The following is a 15,919-nucleotide window of genomic DNA, read 5'->3' on the forward strand; positions in this document are numbered from 1 at the left end:
TACGTGCATTCGATAACTTTCATCGTTTTTCTGCCGCTGCTCGCGGCGATCGTCGCGGGTTTCGCGAATAAGAGCTTTGGCGCGATCCTGCCGAAGGTCGTCACGACGGGTGCGCTGTTCGTGGCAGCGATCCTCAGTTGGAGCGTGTTCATCCCGTATCTGAGCGGCGGGGAAGCCACCGTCACCCCGGTGCTCGACTGGATCCATTCGGGCGACATGCGGATCGACTGGGCGCTGCGCGTCGATGCGCTAACCGCGGTGATGCTCGTCGTCGTCACTTCAGTCTCTGCGCTCGTCCATCTGTATAGCTGGGGCTATATGGAGGAGGACCCCGACCAGCCGCGCTTCTTTGCGTATTTGTCGCTGTTCACCTTCGCGATGCTGATGCTGGTGACCGCCGACAACCTCGTGCAGATGTTCTTCGGCTGGGAAGGGGTGGGCCTCGCCTCCTATTTGCTGATCGGGTTCTGGTTCCGCAAACCGACCGCCAATGCCGCCGCGATCAAGGCGTTCGTCGTCAACCGCGTTGGCGATCTCGGCTTCATGCTGGGGATTTTCGGCACCTATCTGGTGTTCAACACGATCTCGATCCCCGAGATCCTGCGGCTTGCGCCGGGGATGGCGGGGTCGACGATCGGCTTTGTCGGCTATCGCATCGATACGATGACTTTGCTGTGCCTGCTGCTGTTTATTGGCGCGATGGGCAAGTCGGCGCAACTCGGCCTCCACACCTGGTTGCCCGACGCTATGGAGGGTCCGACCCCGGTGTCGGCGCTGATCCACGCCGCGACGATGGTCACCGCGGGCGTGTTCATGGTGTGCCGCCTGTCGCCGATGTTCGAAACCTCGCCATTTGCCCTGACGGTGGTGACAACGATCGGCGCGGCGACCTGCCTGTTCGCGGCGACGGTCGCGCTGGTGCAAACCGATATCAAGCGCGTGATCGCCTATTCGACCTGTTCGCAGCTGGGCTACATGTTCTTTGCGGCGGGATCGGGCGCGTATGGCGCGGCGATGTTCCATTTGTTCACGCACGCCTTCTTCAAGGCGTTGCTGTTCCTGGGGGCAGGGTCGGTGATCCATGCGATGCACCACGAGCAGGACATGCGCTATTATGGGGGCTTAAGGAAAAGCATCCCGTGGACCTTCTGGGGGATGATGGCGGGCACGCTCGCGATCACCGGCGTCGGCATCCCGGCGGTGTTCGGCAATCCGCTCGCAATCGGTTTTGCCGGTTTCCACTCGAAGGATGCGATTATCGAGGCGGCCTGGGCGTCGGGCAATCACGGTGCATCGATCGTCGGTATGATCGTCGCGTTGCTGACGAGCTTCTATTCGTGGCGGCTGATGTTCCTCACCTTCTGGGGCAAGCCGCGCTGGGCGCAGTCCGAGCATATTCAGCACGCGTTGCATGATGCCCACGGGCATGGCGACCATGCCCATGGCGACCATGCGCAGGACGATCACGGGCATCATGCTGCACAGGACGGCACGGGCGGGTATCACCCGCACGAGAGCCCGCTGCCGATCCTGATCCCGTTGATCCTGCTGTCGCTCGGTGCGATCGCGGCTGGCTTCGCATTCCATGGTTCTTTCATCGAGCCGAGTGCCGGCGAGGCCTATTGGCGTGGTAGTATCGCCTTCCGCGAGCATTTGATGCACGCAATGCATGAGGTGCCGCTCGGCGTGAAACTGTCGGCCACGGTCGCGATGCTGGCCGGTTTGGCAGGCGCGTACATCTTCTATATCCGCGCGCCTCAGGCGCCGGTGAAGCTCGCGGAGACCTATCGGCCGGTCTATCTCTGGCTGCTCAACAAATGGTATTTCGACGAGCTGTACGACCTGCTCTTCGTCAAGCCCGCCTTCGCGATCGGCCGTTTGTTCTGGCACCGCGGGGATGAGCAGACCATCGACCGCTTCGGCCCGAACGGGGCGGCATGGGTGGTCGCGCAAAACGCACGCGTCGCCGGGCGGATTCAGTCTGGTTATGTTTATACCTACGCCTTCGTCATGCTGCTTGGGCTGACCGGCGCGGTTACCTGGGCGATTACACGATGAGCGGCGTGCCCCTTCTTTCGATCATGCTCGCCGTGCCCGCGATTGCGGCAGTGGCGTGCCTGTTCACCACGGCGCAAAATGCACGGTGGATCGCGCTGATCGCGACCTTGGTCGATTTCGCGCTCGGCATCGCGCTGTGGTCGCAATTCGATATTGGCGGGCCGCAATGGCAGTTCGTCGAGGATGCCGGTAGCCTCGGCGTGTTCGGTTGGAAGCTCGGCATCGACGGCTTCGCGCTGATGCTCGTAATGCTCAGCGTCTTCCTGATGCCGATCTGCATCGGGGCGAGCTGGGTCGCGGTGACCGACCGTGTGCAGGAATATATGGCGGCGTTCCTGTTCACCGAAGTGCTGATGATCGGCACGTTCACGGCGCAGGATTTGTTCCTGTTCTACATCTTCTTCGAAGCCGGCCTGATCCCGATGTACCTGATCATCGGCATCTGGGGCGGGGCGAACCGCATTTACGCCAGCTACAAATTCTTTCTCTACACGCTGCTCGGCTCGGTTCTGATGCTGGTGGCAATGCTGTGGATGGCGAATTTTGCGGGCACGAGCGACATCCCGACGCTGCTCAACACCGATTTCCCGGTGCAAGCGCAGACCTGGCTGTGGCTCGCTTTTTTCGCGTCGTTCGCGGTGAAGATGCCGATGTGGCCGTTCCACACCTGGCTACCCGATGCGCACGTGCAAGCGCCGACCGCAGGATCGGTCATCCTGGCGGGCGTGCTGCTCAAGCTCGGCGGATATGGCTTCCTGCGCTTCTCGCTGCCGATGTTCCCGGAAGCATCGGCACAGCTCGCCTGGCTGATCCTCGGCCTTTCGGCGGTTGCGGTGATCTACACCTCGCTGGTCGCGCTCGTGCAGTCCGACATGAAGAAGCTGATCGCCTATTCCTCGGTCGCGCATATGGCGATCGTCACGATCGGGCTGTTCGCGTTCAACCGGCAGGGCATCGAAGGCGCGATGGTGGTGATGCTGAGCCACGGTCTCGTCTCGGCGGCGTTGTTCCTGTGCGTCGGCGTGATTTACGATCGGCTGCATACGCGCGAGATTTCGCGCTACGGTGGCCTTGCCATCAACATGCCGAAATATGCGGTGCTGTTCCTGCTGTTTACGATGGCCTCGATCGGCCTGCCGGGCACGAGCGGGTTCGTCGGCGAATTCCTCAGCCTCGCCGGGACCTACCGCGTTTCGACGACGATCACCTTGCTCTGCACGACGGGCATCATTTTGGGTGCCGCTTATATGCTCTACCTCTACCGCCGCGTCGTGTTCGGCGAGATCGTCCATGACGATGTTCGCGCGATGCCCGATTTGAGCCTGCGCGAAGTGGCGTTGCTCGCCCCGATTGCCGCCGTGGTGCTGTGGATGGGGGTCTATCCCGAGAGCTTCCTCGCGCCGATGCGCGGTGACGTAGGCACGCTAGAAGCGCGCATCGCGCGTGCTGCGCCCAAGGGGGATTCACTCCCGACGATGGGCAAGGCGGTCGCGCTGCCCGTGCACCATGCGGAGGCACGGCCATGAACGCCGATCTGTCGATGACGCTGCCCGAACTGGTGCTGGCGGTCGGCGCGATTGCGCTGATGCTGGTCGCGGCATGGGGCGGGCAGGGCTCGACCCGGATGCTGTCCTGGGCTTCGGTTGCAGTGTTGATCGGCGCGGGGATTGCGCTGGCCGGACCGGCATCGAGCGGTGGCGCGGCGTTTGGCGGACTGTACCGCGCGGATGCGTTCGCGGCCTTTGCCAAGGTGCTGATCTATGGTGCGTCGGCAGTGGCGATCATCATTGCGCCGCGTTTCTTCGCGGCGGGCACGGGCGACGATCTGCGCCCGGAATATCCGGTGCTGATCCTGCTGTCGGCCGCCGGCATGGGAATGATGGTATCAGCGGGTGATTTGCTGACGCTCTACGTCGGCCTCGAATTGCAGAGCCTTGCGGCCTATGTGCTGGCCAGCTTCATGCGGCGCGACACGCGCTCGGCCGAGGCGGGTCTGAAGTATTTCGTGCTCGGCGCGCTGGCGAGCGGCATCCTGCTGTACGGGATCAGCCTCGTTTACGGGTTCAGTGGGACGACGCTCTTCTCGTCGATTGCGACCGCTTATGGCGCGGGGCATTCGCTCGGCCTGACCTTCGGGCTCGTGTTCGTGTTTGCCGGGTTGGCGTTCAAGATCAGCGCGGTGCCGTTCCACATGTGGACGCCCGACGTCTATGAGGGCGCGCCGACACCCGTGACGGCGTTCTTTGCCTCCGCGCCGAAGGTTGCGGCGATCGCCTTGTCGGTCCGCGTGGCGGTCGAGGCGATGGGCCCGGCGACCGACCAGTGGCGGCAAATCGTGATCTTCGCCTCGCTCGCGTCGATCATCTTCGGCGCGGTCGCGGCGATCGGGCAAACCAACATCAAGCGGCTGCTCGCTTACTCGTCGATCAACAATGTCGGCTTCGTGCTGGTCGGGCTGGCGGCGGGAACGCCCGAGGGGGTCGCCGCAACCTTGTTCTACCTCACCATCTATGTCGTGATGACGCTGGGCAGCTTCATCATCGTGCTGCAAATGCGCGATGCCGAGGGGCAGCCGGTTGAATCGATCGCGAGTCTTGCGGGGCTATCGCGCTCGCGGCCGGGGCTGGCGCTGGCGATGATGATCTTCATGCTGTCGCTCGCCGGGATCCCGCCGCTTGTCGGGTTCTTCGCCAAGCTGGCGGTGTTTACCGCAGCCGTCCATGCCGGTTTGTATCCGCTGGCGGTGGCAGGCTTCGCCGCGTCGGTGATCGGGGCCTATTATTATCTGCGCGTCGTCAAGGTGATGTATTTCGATGCGCCGGGCGAGGGCTATTCGGGCCGCGCGACACCGATCGAGGGCGGATTGATCACGGCGATGGCGGTCGCCATGTCTCCGATCGGCTGGATTGCGCTGGGTACGCTCGGTGTGTGGACCACCACCGCGGCAAAGGCGCTGTTCTGAGCGAGCGCGTCCGGACCGTCGCCGAGACGGGGTCGACCAATGCCGATATGCTGGCGCTCGCGGTGTCGGGGATAACCGAGGGTATCTGGCTGCGTGCCGAGCGCCAAAGTGGTGGGCGCGGGCGGCAGGGGCGGGTTTGGGCGTCACCTACGGGCAATTTCTATGGCTCCACGGTGGTGCGCGTGCGCGGCGCCGATCCGGCTGCGCCGACGCTGGCTCTGGTGGCGGCGGTGGCGTTGGAGGAGGTGGTTAGGGCGTATTTACAAGACCTGCCCTCACCCTTCCGTCGCTTCGCTCCTCCCTCCCTCTCCCATTGGGAGAGGGAAGGGGCCCGCTCGGCGAAGCCGAGTGGGAAGGGTGAGGGCAGCCTCTGGATCAAATGGCCGAACGACCTCCTCCTCGACGGCGCGAAGATGTCGGGCATCCTGCTCGAACGCGCGGGTGATGCGGTGGTCGTGGGCATAGGCGTGAACCTCGCGCATCACCCGCTAGATACCGACCGCCGCGCAACCAGCCTCGCGGCACAGGGCGTAACCCCCGAACCCGCCGACTTTGCCGAGACGCTGGCCGACGCGTTCGCGCGCTGGCTGGGCATATGGCGCGGGCAGGGGCTGGCGCCGGTCCGCGCGCGCTGGCTCGAGCGCGCGCATCCGGTCGGCACCGCGCTGACCGTGCGGCTCCCCGATGGCAGCGCGACAGATGGTCTGTTTGGCGGGCTCGATTCCGACGGCGCGCTCAACCTGCGCTTGGCGGATGGCACGACCCGTGTCATTCACGCCGGCGACGTGTTTTTGCTCTGATTAGAAGACAAGCCCATGCTGCTCGCCATCGATGCCGGCAACACCAATGTCGTTTTCGCGCTGCTCGAAGGCGGCGCGATCAAGGCGCGCTGGCGCATCGCGACCGATCCGCGCCGCACCGCGGACGAATATGCCGTGTGGCTCAGCCAGCTGCTGACCCTCGAAGGCTATGACCGGGGGCAAGTGAACGGCGTCATCATCGCCACCGTCGTGCCGCGCGCGCTGCACAACCTCCAGACGCTGGCGCACAAATATTTCGGCAGCAATGCACTGATCGCAGGCGAGCCGCCGGTCGAATGGGGCATGGCGCTCGACGTGCTCGAACCCAAAAGCGTCGGCGCGGACCGGGCGGTCACGATGATCGCCGCGCATGCGCGGCACCCGGGCGATCTGATCGTGATCGATTTCGGCACCGCAACGACGCTCGACGTGGTCGATTATACCGGCGCGTACAAAGGCGGCATCATCGCGCCAGGGATCAACCTGTCGCTCGACGCGCTCGTCACCGCCGCCGCCAAATTGCCGCGCATCGCGATCGAAGCGCCTGCTGATACCAGCGTGATCGGCCGCGATACCGTCAGCCAGATGCAGATCGGAATCTTCTGGGGCTATGTCGCGATGATCGAAGGGCTGGTCGCGCGGATGAAGGCGGAGGTCGGACGGCCGATCACCGTTGTCGCGACCGGGGGGCTGGCGATCCTGTTCGAACAGCATACGACGGTGTTCGACGTGGTCGAACCCGATCTTACCATTCAGGGGCTGGCGATTCTGTGGGATCGCGCCCATATGCAGACCTAGAGTCAGCGCGTGCGCGCCCCGCCAAAGTCTCGGCTACGCGGTGCCCCGCTTCCCCGATCTCTACGAAATCAAGCGCTTAGGTGCGCAACCCTTGGCTCGCGAGTCCCGCGATGCCGCATATGAAAGACCAAGACTACGTGACCAACCCTAAGAACGAACTCCTTTTCCTGGCCCTTGGCGGGTCGGGCGAAATCGGCATGAACGTCAATCTGTACGGCTGTAACGGCAAGTGGATGATGGTCGATTGCGGCATCACCTTCGCCGATCCGCAATATCCCGGCATCGACGTGATCCTGCCTGATTTGCAATTCATCGAGGAACGGCTCGACGATCTGGTCGGCATCGTGCTGACGCACGGGCATGAGGACCATATCGGGGCGTTGCCCTACCTCGCCGAGGATCTCGGCGTACCGCTTTATGCCACCGCCTTCACCGCCGGGCTGATCCGTGGCAAGCTCGAGGAAGAGGGCAATGCCAATCGCGTCAAGCTGAAGGTCATCAAGCCCGACACCAAGTTCGACCTCGGGCCGTTTGGTGTGACGTTCGTGCCGCTGTCGCACTCGATCCCCGAAGCCTCGGCGCTGCTGATCGATACGCCGTATGGCCGTATTTTCCATACTGGCGACTGGAAGCTCGATGCCGCCCCCGTGCTCGGCCAGCCCGCCAGCCCCGAACAGCTCGCGGCGATCGGCGATGGCGGCATTCTCGCGCTTGTCTGCGATTCGACCAACGTCTTCAATACCGAGGCGTCGGGCTCGGAAAGCGATGTGCTGTCGGGCTTGATGGACGTGATCGGCAAGGCCAAGGGGCGCGTTTTGGTCACGTCGTTCGCGTCGAATGCGGCGCGCTTGCACACGCTGGGCAAGGTTGCGGTCGCGACCGGGCGGCAGTTGAGCGTTCAGGGGCGCTCGCTCGATCGCATCCTGAAGGTTGCGCGTGCGACGGGCTATCTGAAGGATTTCCCCGACACGATCGATGCCGATGCGGCGATGCGCCTGCCACGCGACAAGGTGCTGGTGGTGGCGACCGGCGGGCAGGGCGAGGACCGTGCAGCGCTTGCGCGCGTCGCCAATGGCCAGCACCCGATCACGCTCGAGACGGGCGATACCGTTGTCTTCTCCTCAAAGCAGATTCCGGGGAATGAAGTCGCGATCGGGCGGATCCAGAACCAGCTCGCCGCCAAGGGCGTGATCATGATCACCGACCGTCAGGCGCACGTCCACGTTTCTGGCCATCCGGGGCGCCCGGAGCTGCTGCAAATGTATCGCTGGATGAAGCCCGAGCTGCTGATGCCGGTCCACGGCGAAATGCGCCATTTGATGGAGCAAGCGCGCTTCGGCCTGTCCGAAGGCGTGCCGCGCGCTTTGGTGCAGACCAATGGCGATATCGTGCGCCTCGCGCCGGGCGCGCCGACCAAGATCGGCAATGCTGCGGTCGGGCGGCTGGTGCTTGACGGCGACGTGATCCTGCCGGGTGACGGGCAGACGATCAACGAGCGCCGCAAGCTGGCGATCAACGGGCAGATCTCGGTTGCGGTCGCGATCGGGTCGCGCGGGCTGATCGGCACGCCGCAAGTGCGGATCCAGGGCATCCCGGTTGAGGAAGACCGCGAGCCATTCCTCGACGAAACGATCGATGCGGTGATCGCGGCGGTCAAGCAGGGCGGTCGCGGCGGCGGCGGCGATCGCGACAAAATGCGCGAGAGCATCCGGCTGGCGACGCGCAAGGTCGCGACGCGCTGGACCGGTAAGAAGCCCAATGTCGATGTTCTGCTGATCGAGGCCTGACGCGATGCGGTGGACCTCGGCGCTGGCGATTTATTTCCTGTTCTGGGCGTTTTCGGTGTTCTTCGTCCTGCCGTTCGGGGTGAAGACCAGCGACGAGGCCGGGGTCGAACGCGTCCCCGGCCAAGCCGAGAGCGCGCCGCATGAGTTCAACGCGGGCAAGATCGCCATCCGGGTGACGATCGTCGCGACGATCTTGTGGTCGCTCTACATGCTCAACTTCACCTATGGCTGGTTGACGCCGCAGATGATCGACCCGCTCGGCGCTTGGAACGGCGTGGAATATGCGGGGTAGGGCGTAGCGTCGTGAATTCACGCTGCGTCGTGCGTCAGAGATAAAGCCGCTGCCGCCGAGTACACCGAGCGGACCCGTGCCGTCCGATGCCGCAAAGGCGGAACCTGACAGGATTTCGAGCGTCGCCGTGATCATCGTCGCGACCACGACCCCGCGCGGTGCCCGATACCGAATAGCCGCTGGTCACAGCCAGCTCGAAATCTGCGCGAGCGGCTTCTTGCGCAGCGCATGAAGCGGCACCGTCGCATCGGGCGCGGCATGGCCCGCGACCACGATCATGACCGGTTTTTCGGTAGCGGGGCGTGCGCACACACGGTTGAGGAAGCGCATCGGGTTGGGCGTGTGCGTCAGCGTCGCGATCTGCGCGGCATGCAGCGCCGCGAGCAGCAAGCCGGTCGCGATCCCGACGCTTTCGTTGACATAATAATTCTGGCGGTCGTCGCTAGGATCGATCCCGCCGCGCCGCTGCGCAAAAACGACGATCAGCCAAGGGGCGATCTCGAGATAGGCTTTGTCGGCATCGGTGCCGAGCGGGCCGAGCGCTTCGAGCCATTCCGCGCTCGCCTTGCCCGCGTAGAAGGCGCGTTCCTCTTCCTCGGCGGCGGCGCGGATTTGGGCTTTCAGGGCGGGCGTCGAAATCACCGCGAAATGCCACGGCTGGTGGTTGGCACCGCTCGGCGCGGTTCCGGCTGACTCTATTGCAGATTCGATGATCGCGCGCGGGACGGGCGCAGCGCTGAACGCGCGGCAGGTGCGCCGCGTGCGTAATTGGTCACGCAGCGCTTCCACCCGCGCGAGGCGGTCGGCATCAGCAAGCGGCGGCAGGCCGGCCCAAGGAATGGCGGGATGATCGAGCATCGGTCGAATGTGCCATGCCGAGCGAACGCACGCCAGCGTCCGCTCGGGAGGCGGTCACACCTTTGCGAGCAAGGCGATCAGATCGGCGTTGGTCGGGCGGATTTTGTAATCGGTTTCGATCGTCTTGCCCTTCACCGTGCCGCGCGCGTCGATCAACAGCGTGGTCGGGTAGGGCACGCCATAGGCAAAGCTGTCCGCTGGATAGCGCGGATCGCGCAACTTTAGCGCATCGATCATCTTGCTGCCCGTGTCGCTGTAAAGCGGAAAGGTGAGACTCTGCTTGGCGGCGAAGGCGGCGAGATCGGCGGGCGAATCATAGCTGACCGCGATAAAACCGACGCCCTTCGCCTTGGCGGCGGCTGCGACCGGGCCGCGGCTCTTCAACTGGCCTTGGCAATACGGGCACCATTTGGCCGAGCGGAACAGGATCACCATCACCGGCTTGCCGTGCGCGACCGCGCTCAGCGTCGTCTTGGTGCCATTGCTTTCGATCAGCGCGGCACCGGTGGGGATCCGTGCGCCGACCGCAGGGCCGATCGCTGCGGGAGCGGGAGCGGGAGCGGATTGCGCAGCGCCGATCGTGGCGGCACCCGCCGATCCAAGGGCGAGCGCAGCGGCGAGCGTGGCGCGGAGGCGGAGTGACGTCATGGCGGGGTCCTGTCCTGGCAGTTGTTACCCCGCTATATTCGTCTGCTGCCGCCGTTACGTTACGCGACCGGTGCGGCGGCATCCCCCATCAGTTGCGGGAAAAACCCTTCATGCGCGCCGCGTAACTGATCGAGTGTCACCACATGGTCGTCATCGGGCAGTTCGAAGATAATCCGTCCGGCGATCGTACGGCCGATCCGTTCGATTTCGACCCCCGCCGTATCGGCGGCGGTCAGCGTAGCGAGCAGCAGATGATCGGCGATCGTGGCAATATACAGCCCCTGATCCTCGCCGAATAGCGAGCACGCGACGCCGCACGGCAGCGGCGCGTGGAGCATCGCGCCGATATTCCCGGCGAGCGCCATTTCCGCGATCGTCACCGCGACGCCACCATCGGAGACGTCATGCACCGCGGTCAGCGCGCCATTGGCGATATGCTTGCGCACGAACACGCCGTTGCGCCGCTCTGCCATCAAATCGACCGGCGGCGGGGGGCCTTCCTCACGGCCATGGACTTCGCGTAGCCACAGCGACTGGCCGAGATGCCCGCGGCGTTCACCGATCATTACGATGACGTCGCCGGTGCCTTTGAACGCGATCGTCGCGGACTTGGACCAATCTGGGAGCAATCCGACGCCGCCGATTGCCGGTGTCGGGAGAATTGCGGAGCCGCCACCCGTGGCCTTGCTTTCATTGTAGAGCGAGACGTTGCCCGACACGATCGGGAAGTCGAGCGCGCGGCACGCATCGCCCATGCCGTCGAGGCAGCCGGTCAGCTGCGCCATGATCTCGGGCCGCTGCGGATTGGCGAAATTGAGGCAGTTGGTGACGGCCAGCGGCATTGCGCCGACTGCCGACAAATTGCGATAGCATTCGGCGATCGCTTGCTTGCCGCCCTCATAGGGATCGGCATAGCAATAGCGCGGGGTGCAATCGGTGCTCATCGCCAGCCCCTTTTGCGTACCATGGACGCGCACCACGGCGGCGTCGCCGCCGGGGCGCTGAATCGTGTCGGCACCGACCTGGGTATCATATTGCTCCCAGATCCAGCGGCGCGAGGCGATGTCGGGCGATGCCATCAGGGTCAGCAGATCGGCAGCGATGTCGCTCGCTTCGGGCATTACGCCGAGCGGCGGCACCTTGGCCCAGGCCTGATACTCTTCCTTCGATGCAGCGGGGCGATCGTAAAGCGGGGCGTCGTCGGCGAGCGGGGCGAGCGGGATGTCGCACACCGTCTCGCCGTTAAATTTCAGGACCATATGGCCGGTCTCGGTAACCTTTCCGATCACCGCGAAATCGAGCTCCCACTTCTTGAAGATGCCTTCTGCGAAATCCTCGCGGCCGGGCTTCAAGACCATAAGCATGCGCTCCTGGCTTTCGCTCAGCATCATTTCGTATGGCGTCATGCCGGTTTCGCGCTGCGGCACGGCGTTCATGTCGAGTTCGATTCCGACGCCGCCCTTGCTCGCCATCTCGACCGCCGACGAGGTAAGGCCGGCCGCGCCCATATCCTGAATCGCGACGATCGCATCCGACGCCATCAGTTCGAGGCACGCCTCGATCAGCAATTTTTCGGTAAAGGGGTCGCCGACTTGCACCGTCGGGCGCTTCGATTCGGAATCCTCGCCGAAATCAGCCGAGGCCATCGTTGCGCCGTGAATCCCGTCGCGTCCGGTCTTGGAGCCGACATAGACGATCGAATTGCCGATCCCGCTGGCCGCGGAGTAAAAGATCTTGTCGGTCTGCGCGACGCCGACGGTCATCGCATTGACCAGGATGTTGCCGTCATAGGCTGGGTGGAAATTCACCTCGCCACCAACGGTCGGCACGCCGACGCAATTGCCGTATCCGCCGATCCCGTGGACGACGCCGGCGATCAGATGCCGCATCTTGGGATGATCGGGCGATCCGAAGCGCAGCGCGTTGAGGTTGGCGATCGGGCGCGCGCCCATTGTGAAGACGTCGCGCAGGATGCCGCCGACCCCGGTTGCCGCTCCCTGATAGGGCTCGATGTAGGACGGGTGGTTGTGGCTCTCCATCTTGAAGATCGCGGCCTGTCCGTCGCCGATATCGATCACGCCGGCATTCTCACCCGGGCCACAAATGACGTGCGCGCCGGTAGTTGGCAGCTTTTTCAAATGGATACGGCTGGATTTGTAGCTGCAATGTTCGGACCACATCACCGAGAAGATGCCGAGCTCGGTCAGATTGGGTTCGCGGCCCATCGCGTGGAGGACGCGCTCATATTCCTCGGGGGACAGCCCGTGCTGGGCGACAATCTCAGGGGTAATTTCGGTCATGCCGGGGCTTTAGCGGTCGCCCGCCGCAGCGGCTAGCCCTACCGCTCATCAATGTCGCGCAGCAGCTCCTTGCCGGTGCGCGGATCGAGGTAGGTGACGTTCTCCGCCGCCTGGATGCACCACACCTCGGCGCGGCGTGTGGCGACGGCCATGATCAGCGTATCGACGTGATGCGCCCCGGCTGGGTGGGCGGTGCCTGCCTGAAGCCGAGTCCAGAAATGGAGGATCACAACATCGTCCGAAACCGGATCGACATCGGGCGCGTCCACCTTCAGGACCGAATCGCGATAGACGCCTTCATGAATGAAGCGGTGTCCGGCAATGATCGCGTCCCGCCCCCGCCAATAGGTGGCGAAGCGATTGACGAAGGTGGCGTCGGGGTGAAACAGCGCGCCAAAGGCCGCCATATCATGCGCGTTCCATGCCGCCTCGAACAAGGGCGGGATGCTGTGCGGTTCGGTCTGATGATCCATCTGTGCTGCCCCCGTGCGCCTCGCCCGCCGAATCGGCGTTCAACGTGAGGGTATCGGCGTTGGTGGGGCCAGCCAATTGGCAAATCGCACGGCGACCCACGCCCCCGCGAATTGGGCAAGGATGAACCCCGGCGTATCGACCGGCCTGATCCCGGCGAAACTGTCGGTCAGCGCGCGCGCGATCGTGATCGCGGGATTGGCGAAGCTGGTCGACGATGTGAACCAATAGCCGGCGACGATCCACAAAGCGACGAGCGCCGGCACCGCATCGGGCCGTTGGCGGCTGCCGACGACGATCGTAAACAACAGCCCGAACGTCGCGACGAATTCGCCGATCCACTGGCCGATGCCGGTGCGGATTTTCGTGCCATGTTCGATCAAGGGCATGTCGAACATCGCGTGGACGATCAGCACGCCGATGATCCCGCCGAGCAATTGCGCCGCGATAAACGGCAGCCAGCGCTTGCGCGCGCCGAGCAACAGCGTGACCGCCGGGTTGAAATGCGCGCCCGAAATCGGGCCGAGCAGCGTAATCAGCACGAACAGCACCGCGCCCGTTGCCGCGGTGTTGCCGATCAGCGCAACAGCATCATTTCCACCCGCGAGGCGCTGCGCCATCACTCCCGATCCCACCACGGTCGCGAACAGGATCAGCGAGCCAATAAATTCTGCCGCAACCGCGCGCGCGTCGTTCACAAAATCTCGTGCACTGTCTCGGGCGGTCGGCACAAGCGCACGCCCTTGTCGGTCTCGACCAACGGCCGCTGAATCAGGATCGGGTGTGCCATCATGGCGTCGAGGATGGTTGCTTCATCCGCATCCTTAAGGGCGAGGTCGGCGACCAGTTCGGCGGCAGGAGAATTGGTCGTGCGCATACCGTGCCGATGCGAAAGGCCGGCGTCGCGATGCAGCTGGACGAGTTTCTCGCGCGTCGGCGGATGTTTGAGATAGTCGATCACGGTCAGATCGACGCCCGCAGTTTCCTGAAGGATCTCCAGCGTCTTGCGCGACGTGCCGCACGCCGGGTTATGCCAGATCGTTGCGTGCATCACGCGCACCCACATGCCGTTTTGGCGGTCAGCGCGTCGATCGTCGCGGACGTGCCATAGGTCGTTGCTTCGCCCTGCGTCAGAAACGTCTCCCACACCACGCCCTGCGGATCGGTGATCCAGCTCTTTTCGGATTTGGCGTAGCAGCAGGTCGTTGCGCCTTCCTCGACCACCGGCGCATCGGCCTTGTCGAGCCGTGCGTACACTTCGGCGAGTTCGCTGGCATCCTCGACCTGGATGCCGAGATGTTCGACCCCGGCCTTCCCGCCACGCGCGGAAATCGCGAAATTGACGGTCGGATCGTCGAGCATCCACTTGGCGTAATCGGGCTTGAGCACCGTCGGCGCGGCGGCGAACAGGTTGGCGTAAAAGGCCACCGAGCGATCAAGATCATCGACCGCGACATGGACGTGCAGGCGCTTCATGCGGCATTCCTTTCGGGAGTAGCGGCGTCGGCGGCGGATACGCAACTGCCGCCGCCGCAGCAATTTTCGGTGAGATAGCCAACCAGCGCGTTCATCGCGGCAAAGTCGGCGGAATAGAGGATCGAGCGTCCCGCGCGCACTGTGCTGACGAGCCCGGCGCGTTCGAGCTGGGCGAGGTGGAAGGAAAGCGACGATGGCGCGACATCGAGTCGCGTCGCGATTACGCCGGCGGCGAGTCCCTCCGGCCCGGCTTCGACGAGCATACGAAAAGCCGCGAGCCGGTGTGATTGCGCGAGGGCGGCCAGTGCCGAGATAATATGGTCGGGATCAGTCATTTCGATATTTCCAATAATATCGAAACGAAGGCTCGTCAAGCGCCCGAGTGTGCGGATCGCAGGCCTACCTCGCCGGAAGCGCCGCCACGAACGCCGCAACATCGGCGGCACTTTGGTCGGCGCGCTCCTCCATCGGCAAATGGCCGGTGCCGGGATAGACGATCAGCCGGCTGCCGGGGATGCGCGCGCGGAGCCATTTGCCTGATGATAGCGGGATAAGCTGGTCCTTTTCGCCCCACAGGATCAGCACCGGCAGTTTCAGGGATGCGAGTTGTGCGTCGGTTGCGCTGTCGGGCTTGCGCGCGAAGCGGTCGAGCGTGGCCTCGCGGTTGCCGGGATAGCACAGCAATTCCCAATACCGATCGATCATCTTTGCATCGGCCAGCTTCGGATCGCCGAACACGCCGGGCAAGCTATCGGCGATCATGCTGCGCGGCGTGATTTGCGCGGCGATGTTGCGCAGTATCGGCATTCGCGCGATGCGAAAGGCGAGCGGTGCCTTGGCATTGCCCGGTTCGGGCTGGCCGACCGAATCGAGCAGCACGAGCGCGCGAACATGGTCGGGATGTGCCAGCGCATAATGCCACGCCACGCCGCCGCCCATCGAATTGCCCGCCAGCACAATATGATCCACGCCGAGCTTCGCGCGGATGCGATCGACCACGTCGACATAGGCGGCCGGGCTATAATCGCGCATCGGGCTCGCACCGGTCAGGCCGTGGCCGGGCAAATCCATCCGGATGATGCGGTACTGCTTGCCGAGCCGATCGACCCACGGCTCCCACGTCTGCAGCGAGGCGTTCGACCCGTGGACCAGCACCAGCGCCGGGGCATCGCGCGGTCCGGTGTCGCGCAGATGCACCGTCAGCCCACCGCCCAGATCGACGAATTGCGACGGCGGCGCGCCATATTTCGCGCGCATCGCCGCCGGATCGGTATCGGGCGTGCGGAACCACAGGAAGGCGATGACGCCAACCGTCACGATGCCAAGAACGATATAGCCCAAAACCCGCCAGCGCATTGCATCCCCTCCGGTTGGCCGTCCGCGTCCGGACTGGCTCTTGTCGAGAAGGTTGCCGGTTTAGGTGTCGCTGGCAAGCGGCGCGTTGGGGTGCCGTGCGCCGGATTGGTGCG

The 15,919-nt window shown here is 64.2% G+C and carries 16 protein-coding genes; 7 read left to right on the plus strand and 9 right to left on the minus strand.

Features of this window, described 5'->3' with window-relative positions; genetic code table 11:
* The first annotated feature begins 3 nt into the window (after positions 1–3).
* The 7 genes from nuoL (at position 4) to IEV62_RS10330 (ending at position 8,697) form a co-directional block, all read left to right on the plus strand.
* The gene (gene nuoL / locus IEV62_RS10300; RefSeq protein ID WP_188447129.1) at positions 4–2,058 is read left to right on the plus strand and encodes an NADH-quinone oxidoreductase subunit L; all 2,055 of its coding nucleotides are present in this window, start codon (positions 4–6) and stop codon (positions 2,056–2,058) included.
* Positions 2,055–3,584, plus strand: a complete 1,530-nt coding sequence (locus tag IEV62_RS10305; RefSeq protein ID WP_188447131.1) for an NADH-quinone oxidoreductase subunit M — start codon at positions 2,055–2,057, stop codon at positions 3,582–3,584. Before nuoL ends, IEV62_RS10305 begins: the two co-directional genes overlap by 4 nt.
* On the plus strand, positions 3,581–5,020 hold the full coding sequence (gene nuoN, locus IEV62_RS10310; RefSeq protein ID WP_188447133.1) for an NADH-quinone oxidoreductase subunit NuoN: 1,440 nt from the start codon (positions 3,581–3,583) through the stop codon (positions 5,018–5,020). Before IEV62_RS10305 ends, nuoN begins: the two co-directional genes overlap by 4 nt.
* Before the next feature lie 47 nt (positions 5,021–5,067).
* Entirely contained in the window at positions 5,068–5,820 is a 753-nt protein-coding gene (locus IEV62_RS10315) for a biotin--[acetyl-CoA-carboxylase] ligase (protein WP_188447259.1), read from the plus strand.
* Positions 5,821–5,835: 15 nt separating this feature from the next.
* Positions 5,836–6,618, plus strand: coding sequence for a type III pantothenate kinase (locus IEV62_RS10320; RefSeq protein ID WP_188447135.1), 783 nt, complete (start codon positions 5,836–5,838; stop codon positions 6,616–6,618).
* A 119-nt stretch (positions 6,619–6,737) separates the two neighbouring features.
* Positions 6,738–8,405 carry a ribonuclease J gene (locus tag IEV62_RS10325; protein ID WP_188447137.1) on the plus strand — a complete coding sequence of 556 codons (1,668 nt, stop codon included), beginning with the start codon at positions 6,738–6,740 and terminating at the stop codon, positions 8,403–8,405.
* Positions 8,406–8,409: 4 nt separating this feature from the next.
* On the plus strand, positions 8,410–8,697 hold the full coding sequence (locus IEV62_RS10330; RefSeq protein WP_188447139.1) for a DUF1467 family protein: 288 nt from the start codon (positions 8,410–8,412) through the stop codon (positions 8,695–8,697).
* 183 nt (positions 8,698–8,880) lie between these two features.
* Here IEV62_RS10330 and IEV62_RS10335 read toward each other — a convergent pair whose 3' ends face one another.
* The 9 genes from IEV62_RS10335 to IEV62_RS10375 form a co-directional block, all read right to left on the minus strand.
* Entirely contained in the window at positions 8,881–9,555 is a 675-nt protein-coding gene (locus IEV62_RS10335) for a nitroreductase family protein (protein WP_188447141.1), read from the minus strand.
* A 54-nt stretch (positions 9,556–9,609) separates the two neighbouring features.
* Complete coding sequence (locus IEV62_RS10340; RefSeq protein ID WP_188447143.1) at positions 9,610–10,203, minus strand: redoxin domain-containing protein; 594 nt, start codon at positions 10,201–10,203, stop codon at positions 9,610–9,612.
* Between the two features lie 59 nt (positions 10,204–10,262).
* A complete protein-coding gene (gene purL, locus IEV62_RS10345; RefSeq protein WP_188447145.1) occupies positions 10,263–12,503 on the minus strand; it encodes a phosphoribosylformylglycinamidine synthase subunit PurL in 2,241 nt (746 codons plus the stop codon).
* A 38-nt stretch (positions 12,504–12,541) separates the two neighbouring features.
* Positions 12,542–12,976 (minus strand): SgcJ/EcaC family oxidoreductase, encoded by a 435-nt coding sequence (locus IEV62_RS10350; protein ID WP_188447147.1) that lies wholly within the window; start codon positions 12,974–12,976, stop codon positions 12,542–12,544.
* 39 nt (positions 12,977–13,015) lie between these two features.
* The gene (locus IEV62_RS10355) at positions 13,016–13,672 is read right to left on the minus strand and encodes an aquaporin (RefSeq protein ID WP_188447149.1); all 657 of its coding nucleotides are present in this window, start codon (positions 13,670–13,672) and stop codon (positions 13,016–13,018) included.
* Complete coding sequence (locus tag IEV62_RS10360) at positions 13,669–14,025, minus strand: arsenate reductase family protein (protein WP_188447261.1); 357 nt, start codon at positions 14,023–14,025, stop codon at positions 13,669–13,671. The genes IEV62_RS10355 and IEV62_RS10360 overlap by 4 nt, the downstream gene beginning before the upstream one ends.
* Entirely contained in the window at positions 14,025–14,450 is a 426-nt protein-coding gene (locus IEV62_RS10365) for an ArsI/CadI family heavy metal resistance metalloenzyme (RefSeq protein WP_188447151.1), read from the minus strand. Before IEV62_RS10365 ends, IEV62_RS10360 begins: the two co-directional genes overlap by 1 nt.
* The gene (locus tag IEV62_RS10370) at positions 14,447–14,785 is read right to left on the minus strand and encodes an ArsR/SmtB family transcription factor (RefSeq protein WP_188447153.1); all 339 of its coding nucleotides are present in this window, start codon (positions 14,783–14,785) and stop codon (positions 14,447–14,449) included. The genes IEV62_RS10365 and IEV62_RS10370 overlap by 4 nt, the downstream gene beginning before the upstream one ends.
* A gap of 64 nt (positions 14,786–14,849) precedes the next feature.
* Positions 14,850–15,806, minus strand: a complete 957-nt coding sequence (locus IEV62_RS10375) for an alpha/beta fold hydrolase (RefSeq protein ID WP_188447155.1) — start codon at positions 15,804–15,806, stop codon at positions 14,850–14,852.
* Positions 15,807–15,919: the final 113 nt, after the last annotated feature.

The sequence above is a fragment of the Sphingomonas psychrolutea genome, from assembly GCF_014636175.1.
Lineage (GTDB): Bacteria > Pseudomonadota > Alphaproteobacteria > Sphingomonadales > Sphingomonadaceae > Sphingomonas > Sphingomonas psychrolutea.